This is a genomic window from Peribacillus asahii (genome assembly GCF_003570725.1).
GTDB lineage: Bacteria > Bacillota > Bacilli > Bacillales > DSM-1321 > Peribacillus > Peribacillus asahii.
Genome location: NZ_QWVS01000080.1, coordinates 1 through 8,006 on the forward strand (window position 1 = coordinate 1; position 8,006 = coordinate 8,006).

Annotated in this window: 6 protein-coding genes; all 6 read left to right on the forward strand. The window is 37.2% G+C overall.

What is annotated here, in order from left to right; all coding sequences use genetic code 11:
• The coding region (locus D1953_RS20890; protein WP_119119069.1) for an MFS transporter at positions 1-826 on the forward strand (826 nt) is incomplete at its 5' end.
• Between the two features lie 212 nt (positions 827-1,038).
• Entirely contained in the window at positions 1,039-1,767 is a 729-nt protein-coding gene (locus tag D1953_RS20895; protein WP_119119070.1) for a GDSL-type esterase/lipase family protein, read from the forward strand.
• A gap of 170 nt (positions 1,768-1,937) precedes the next feature.
• Complete coding sequence (locus tag D1953_RS20900) at positions 1,938-3,620, forward strand: sigma-54 interaction domain-containing protein (RefSeq protein ID WP_119119071.1); 1,683 nt, start codon at positions 1,938-1,940, stop codon at positions 3,618-3,620.
• Between the two features lie 406 nt (positions 3,621-4,026).
• The gene (locus D1953_RS20905; protein WP_119119072.1) at positions 4,027-4,731 is read left to right on the forward strand and encodes a FadR/GntR family transcriptional regulator; all 705 of its coding nucleotides are present in this window, start codon (positions 4,027-4,029) and stop codon (positions 4,729-4,731) included.
• Between the two features lie 22 nt (positions 4,732-4,753).
• Positions 4,754-6,157, forward strand: a complete 1,404-nt coding sequence (locus D1953_RS20910) for an FAD-binding oxidoreductase (RefSeq protein WP_119119073.1) — start codon at positions 4,754-4,756, stop codon at positions 6,155-6,157.
• Positions 6,158-7,462, forward strand: a complete 1,305-nt coding sequence (locus tag D1953_RS20915; RefSeq protein WP_119119074.1) for a (Fe-S)-binding protein — start codon at positions 6,158-6,160, stop codon at positions 7,460-7,462.
• Positions 7,463-8,006 lie beyond the last annotated feature (544 nt).

The window sequence follows — 8,006 nt, forward strand, 5'->3', positions numbered from 1 at the left end:
AGCTGCTAACCTTATGCAATCTGTAGGTATTTCATCTACGTATTATATTTTAGGTGCAGGCTATTTTCTACTAATGTTTTTAGGTGCTTCTTACATCACACCGCCTCCAGCGAATTATATGCCAGAGGGAATGAAACAAGCTATTGACACTGGTAAAAAAGCAGTAAAGAAAGATTTACGACAATTAACAGCAAAAGAAGCAGTGAAAACAAAGCATTTCTGGATGCTGTGGTCAATGAAACTTATTAATACGAGTGCGGGGATTATGATGATTTCGGTCGCTTCTCCAATGGCTCAAGAGGTAGTTGGCTTATCAGTTGCCGGTGCCGCTGCTCTAGTAGGGATTATGGGAATCTTTAATGGCGGCGGTCGACTTGGTTGGGCAGCAGCTTCTGATTATCTTGGTCGACAAAATGTTTTCATCATCTTCTTTGTTATTCAAATTGTAGCGTTCTTGTTACTACCAATTACAACAAACGTTTTAATATTCCAAGTATTGATTTTATTAGTTGTTAGTTGTTATGGTGGCGGATTCTCTAATCTTCCTGCTTTCGCTGGAGATTTATTCGGAACAAAAGAAGTTGGTGCAATCCATGGTTACCTATTAACAACTTGGTCATTAGGTGGAGTGTTTGGACCAATGTTAGTAAACGCTATTAAAGGAAGTACAGGCAGCTATATTCCTGTTTTCTATACTTTCTTTGGATTAATTGCTGTTGCTTTTATGATTTCAGTATGGCTTAAAATGGACATTAAGAAATTCCAAATGAAGCAACAAGTAGTTAATGAACAACCGGCAGGAAAAGCTTCAAGAAAGACTTCATAATTACAATTAGATGTTCTAGGCTTTAATCCACAGCAGTAAAGTTTTAATTTATAATTGATTAAGACATTATCCATGTAGTTTCCTTATCATGAGATGGGGGATACTTGGGTAGTGTCTTTTCTTGGTTTAGTAAAAAAATTTTTGGTTGAGTAGGATTTGGACGAGAAAACGCGAAATATATATTGTTAAACATAATGATATAGGAGGCGTTTATGAATCATTTAAAGAAAGTGATAGGTCTATTATTAGCGATTACATTAGTGGTTGGTGTATCCTTCCCTGTTAACGCTACAAAGACTACAACGAAAGTTCAAACGGTAGATTATGTAGCGCTAGGAGACTCATTAGCAGCAGGAATAACACCAGATGGAATTATGGATTATAGTTATACTGATTATGTAGCTTCAAAGTTTGAGAGCAGTAAATTATATAAGTTAGTGGACTACGATAATTTTGCTGTTTCAGGGTATACATCTGTTCAGCTGAAAAATGATGTTTTGAAAAGCAGTAAGATTAGAAAAGAGATAAAAGCAGCTACTCATATTACAATTGACATTGGAGCCAATGATCTTTTAGCTAAGCTTAAAACAGACCCAGCTACTGCTGTGGAAGCAATTCCTGAAGTAAGTGCAAATTTGCAGACTATTCTTAGTACGATTGATAAATTGAATCCAAAGGTTAAAGTGTATGTTATGGGATATTACAATCCTTTCGTTTATTATCCACAAGAGCAGCAAGAGGCCATGTTACCGCTGTTAACTAATCTGAATGCTCAAATTAAGTCTGTTGCGCAAAAGAATAAAGATACATATGTAGCGACGGATGTAGTCATTCAAAAGAAGGCTAAAACGTATCTTCCCAACCCTAATAATATTCATTTAAGTAAATCCGGATATAAAGTAATAGCAAACGAGTTTTGGAAAGTGATTTATAAAAAGTAATCAGTATATCCGTTTTGTTCTCCCCTAATGTTAAGTTAGGGGTTTTTTATTGACGATTTTATCTCTTATATAGTTTTACTTTATCGTATACGATGCAGTTTTACTAAAATAATATATTTGTAGTATTTGGAAAAATATTTGTGTTACAATTTATGGAAGGGGGTGCGCGCATGAACATAGTGGAAATAGATGTAGCTTTTCCGACGTTTATAATGAACAAATCTGGGGAAATTCTTGAAGTAAATGAAGTGATGAAGCAGCAATTAGGTATAGAGGTTTGTGATAAACATGTGAGCGATGTATTTTCTGAATGGAGCGTCTCTAAGGATCGATGTTTAGCACTGGGGAAAATGAGAGAGTTCTCTTGTGTGTTCATCATACAAAAGCTTAGTGAAGACCGATACATGTGTGCTGGAGTTTTTTCCCAAGAAATTGATTATATATTAAACGAGATAGATGCCCTTCAAAAAATGAATCGACATTTAGATGCCGTTATTGAAAATTCTTATGATGGTATTTATATTACGGATCGCGAAGGGAGAACAATTAAGACAAACTCTGCTATTGAGAGAATAACAGGTATTCCAAAACATTATTACATAGGAAAGAACGTCGATGATTTAATTAAACGAGGAATTTTAGAATCGTCCGTTAGTCATAGGGTACTTGAACAGAAAAAAAGTGTTTCGCTGGTTCAGCCAAATCGAGCAGGGAAAGAAACGTTATTAACAGGTAGCCCGATTTTTAACGATGATGGAGAAGTGGAAGCGGTTGTCACGAATATAAGGGATTTATCAGAACTAATGGAACTGCAAACAGCCCTTCGAAAAGCTAATGAGTTAAACAAAAGCTACCAAAAAGAAATTGAACGATTAAAAGGAAATCAAGAAAACGCTTTTTCTCAAATCGTGATTAATAGTGAAAAAATGAGACAGGTGTATGAGGTTGCTGAACGTGTATTAAATGTCGATACAACCATCTTAATTTTAGGACAAACTGGGGTCGGAAAGGATGTTTTAGCGAAGTTTATTTACAATCAAAGCAATCGAAGGATGCAAGGTAAGTTTATTAAGGTGAACTGTGGAGCGATTCCTCCTGATTTACTGGAGTCAGAGCTGTTTGGCTATGAAGGCGGCGCGTTTACGGGAGCTAATAAACAAGGGAAACCCGGATTGTTTGAATTAGCGGATATGGGGGTTCTATTTTTGGATGAAGTAGGTGAATTGCCGCTAAATCTGCAAGTTAAACTACTTCGGGTCATTCAAGAACGTGAAGTACAAAGAATTGGTGCAGTTAAGGCGAAGAAAATCAACGTTCGAATTATTGCAGCGACAAACCGTGATTTGCGTGGAATGGTAGCGGATGGAACTTTCCGAGAAGATTTATTTTATCGCTTAAATGTGATTCCGATTTCAATTCCATCTTTAGCCGAACGACGAGAAGATATTTTACCGTTAGTTTCGTATTTTTTACAAAATATGAACGAGAAATATGAACTGAATAAAAGTATAGGTGAAGAGCTTAGGTCCTTTCTTTATCAATATAATTGGCCGGGAAATATACGAGAGCTATCTAATTTAGTTGAAAGGCTTGTATTACTGACACAAGATAATGTCATCATGATTAAACATTTACCTCCAGAATATCAAACGGATTTTTTATCTTCTTCGTCTATATCTTTAGATTCTGTAACTTTAAAAGAAGCAATTGAGCGAGCTGAAAAACAAGCGATTGTATGTGCCATGGAGCACTGTACGACAACGTATGAGTTGGCACAGCGACTAGACACGAGCCAACCTACTGTTGTTAGGAAGTTAAAGAAATATAATCTTTCTTTGCAAGGCGAGAATTGATTTTAGTTATCCCGCCCTTAACGGGCAGTAAGACCCCTGCTGATGGAAGGTTCACTTTATATGTCATTAAATTCAAAAGGCTGAAATTCTTGATTTATTAAGGATTTCAGCCTTTAGTTCGTACATGATATTTTAAAAACTATTTTTAATCTGCAAAAGTTGTTCCATCAGCTAGATAGGATGTAATGATGTGGGAAAATCAATTTGGATGTATGTAGTCGCCCTTTTTAATGATTTTAGAATTTGTATGACAAATTATCAGGGGACGATAAAGTTTTTCTTGGTTTTTTGTGGATTTTAGGATATTTATCTGAAAATTTCTAAATAAAACTGGAAATTTGTATTACGAATTTATATAATTATTACAAAATTGTCCAAAAATATAAAGCAGGAAAGGTAAAGAATAATGTCTCGAAAAGAAAAGATTTCGCAAATTATTTCTAGAGAATTATTACAAATGATAGAGAAAGGAAAATATGTACCCGGGGAAAAGCTACCGACTGAAATGGAATTAGCAAGTCAATTCGGAGTAAGTCGAGTGCCAATTCGAGAAGCTTTAAGTGTGCTGCGTGCTTCTGGGGTCATAACTTCTAGGCAAGGGGGAGGAAGTTATGTTGAAGAATCGACGAATACAGCTTTACTGCAAGGAATTAAAGTGGAAAGTGATGATGTTCAAAGCATTAAATTCCTATTTGAAATGAGGAAAGCGATTGAGCCAGAAGCAGCTTATCTTGCTGCGATAAGAAGAACATCGGAAGAGCTAGAGGAAATGAAGTTGATTTTACATCAGCTTGAAAAAGAATCTGTAGAAGAAGGAAAAAGCGCCATAAAGGCAGATGTTGATTTTCATCGTTCTATTGTCCGTGCTACTCATAATCCTATTATGATACAGACTATCGAAAATCTTTCTGTATTATATGAAAAAGCGTTGAGTATTACCCTTCAGCCTAATACAGAGTTAGCGCATAAAAGAAGAAATGTATTTAGGGAACATCAACGTATTGTTGAGGCGATTGAACTTGAAGAACCGGAACTTGCACGTGTTCAATGTTCCATCCATTTAAGGAATGCAGAGAAAAAACTGGGCCTTTTTATAAAGGACTTTATTTAGAGGAAGATGAGGAGAATTGAAAATGCTTACAGCTAATCAAATTATGGAGATTAATCGTATTATCCAAATTGGAAGATTGTTATTAGATGAACATGACCGGTATAGTTATTCGTTCGATGCTTCCTTTGGTACATATCTTCCGGATGCTGTCGTTCAAACGAAACATGTGGAAGAACTTGCGAAGCTTGTGAAATTTGCTAATCAGGAAGGCATTCCGATTTATCCGCGTGGTCAATCCACTTCATTAAGCGGTGGACCGCTTCCGGTACAAGGAGGAATTGTCATTGATCTATCGGTAATGAATGATATCTTGGACATCGATGAAGAAGACCTTGTCGCAGTTGTTTCACCGGGTGTATTAACGTCAGCCATCCATAAAGCGGCGGAGGAGAAGGGATTGATGTATCCGCCTGATCCAAGCAGTTCGCATGTGTCTACTATCGGAGGGAATATGGCAGAGAATTCAGGAGGTCCAAGAGGATTAAAGTATGGGGTCACAAAAGATTATGTGATTGGTCTTGAAGTCATTACACCTGAAGGGGAAATTATTCAAACTGGCGGAAGAACAGTGAAAAATGTAACGGGTTATGACTTGACGAAGCTTATCGTAGGTTCGGAGGGGACGCTTGGTATTATTACGAAAGCTATTCTTCGGCTTATTCCGAAACCTCCAGCTACTGCTACTCTAATGGCTATCTTCTCCAACTTAGTAGATGCAGGGAGGGCTATTTCTAACATTCTCTCTTCAGGTATTTTGCCGTCTAAGATGGAATTGATGGATCAAGCTTCGATTATTGCTGTTGAAAATTATCAACCGATGGGACTTCCAAGGGATGCGGAAGCAATTATTTTATTAGAATTAGATGGTCATCCTTTAGCGTTACAAGATGAAATTATCCAAGCAGAACAATTATGCTATGTCGTTGGTGCGAGTCAGGTTAAAATTCCGAAGAATGATATGGAAAAAGAGGAAATCTGGAGAGCAAGAAAGCTCGTATCGCCTGCGATTGTGAGAATCAAGCCAACAAAAATCTCTGAGGATGCTACCGTTCCGAGAAGTAAGATTCCCGAAATGTGTGAGCGGCTTCAAGAGATTAAGAGACGCTATCAAGTTCACTTAGTACTGTTTGGTCATGCCGGAGATGGAAATCTGCATCCTAATATTATTTGTGATAAAAGTGATCCGGAAGAGATGGAGAGGGTAGAGAAGGCGGTAGCTGAAATATTCACGGCAGCAGTGGAGCTTGGCGGAACTTTATCGGGTGAGCATGGAATTGGGAATATGAAGGCCCCTTTTATGGAAATGGAGCTTGGAGCAGTAGGATTAGATATGATGAAGAGGATTAAAAAGGCGTGGGACCCTAACAATATCATGAATCCGGGGAAGATTTTTCCTGAACCAGGACAGAAATTGGAGTTGAAGTAGATGAATGAAACGATGGAGCAATTACGTCAGGAGTTTCAATATGATAAGACTAACCAATGTGTCCAATGTGGCTACTGTCTCCCTGTATGTCCGACATATAGGAGTATGGGAAAGGAGACTCATTCTCCACGTGGCAGAATAAATCTCGTAAAGATGGTCGGCGAAGGAAGAATCACGGATTTATCTGTCTTGGAGGAGCCTCTTAATCTATGTCTGGGCTGCAGAGCATGTGAAACAGCCTGTCCAACAGGTGTGGAGTATGGAAGTATTTTAGAATCTGCAAGAGCTGCCTTGGTTAAGAGAAAAAGCTTTTCTTTTCCAGTTCGTTTAGTAAGGAAAACAATGTTTAAGAAAGTCTTTCCGAGTAAAAATGTAATGAATTTTACAGGTCATGCTTTTTGGCTTTACGAAAAAACAGGGGTACAGAAGTTGATGAGAAAGTCCAAGCTTTTGCATAAGCTGCCTCATCATTTAGGAGAATTTGAAGCGATTATGCCAAAAGCTGCATCACCGAAACAACGTGCTCACTCTTATTCATATGTAAAAGCAAAAGGAGAGCGCAAATATACGGTTGCTTTTTTCACAGGCTGCATTATGGATGCAATGTTTTATAAAATTAATGATTTATCTATTCGATTATTGGCTGAGGTCGGCTGTGATGTCTATGTAGTGGGTAAGCAAACATGCTGTGGTGCTTTACATGCTCATTCAGGTGAAATCGATGATGCTAGGGAGCTTGCTAAAAGAAACATTATCGCTTTTGAGGAAATAGAAGCGGATTACATTGTGAATAATGCTGGCGGATGCGGAGCGATGCTTTATGAATACGCTCATCTTCTTAAGGACGAACCGGAATGGAAGGAGCGGGCGTCGGTCTTTTCTGCTAAATCAAAAGATATTAGTCAAATTCTCATCTCTTGTGGAGGAGTTTCAGATTTAAAAAGAAAAGAGAATGAGCGAGTCACTTATCAAAGGTCTTGTCATATGACGAATGTTCAAAAAGTAACGGCTGAACCTGTTCAGCTATTAAAAGGTATACCCGGTATACAGTTTGTTGAAATGCAGGAAGCGAATATGTGCTGCGGTTCAGCAGGAATCTATAATATGGTGAATTACGATGAATCTATGAAAATACTAGATGAAAAAATGAAGCATATGAAAGAAACAAAGGCGACTGTCATAATTACAACCAACCCCGGATGTTTACTTCAAATGAAAGTAGGAATTGAGCGAGAAAATTTATCTTCATCTGTCAAAGCTCTTCATCTTATTGAATATTTAGCCGATGCTGCTGGAATAAAGTAAGGATATTTCTATGCTCAAGATATTTTTGCACGTATTGATGATCATTGTACACTTGTCGAGATTAACAGCGTGTTTAAATAAACACTCTTATGTCGTTTTAACAAGTTGAACATATATAGAGTCAACCTGCTGTGCTGGAAAAGATAATATTTTATTTGAAATGGAGCCTATCAGATAGGCTTTTTTTTGTTTAATTTAAGGCTGTTGTGCAGGAAGTTGTTGGTTTTTGGCCTAACTGTGCACATTCATTTTTTATGTATCTGAGCTAATATGAGCAGAAACTTGTTTTTTCAACAATTATTATGTGATTCAAAATTGAAATCTCGATTCATTTTTGAATCGAGAGAATCTGCTAGTACTCTATATTTTTGATTCAAATATAAATCGACAAAGAATAGAGTGTTAGGAAAAATGAGGAAATTAAAGGGGTTTCCTTTTGGCACACTTCTTGCATTATGTATATAGTATTCCAAATTACTAGGAGGGATTGACATGTTTACAACAGTAAACCCAGAAATTGAGCAAATTAGACAAATGGTAAGGA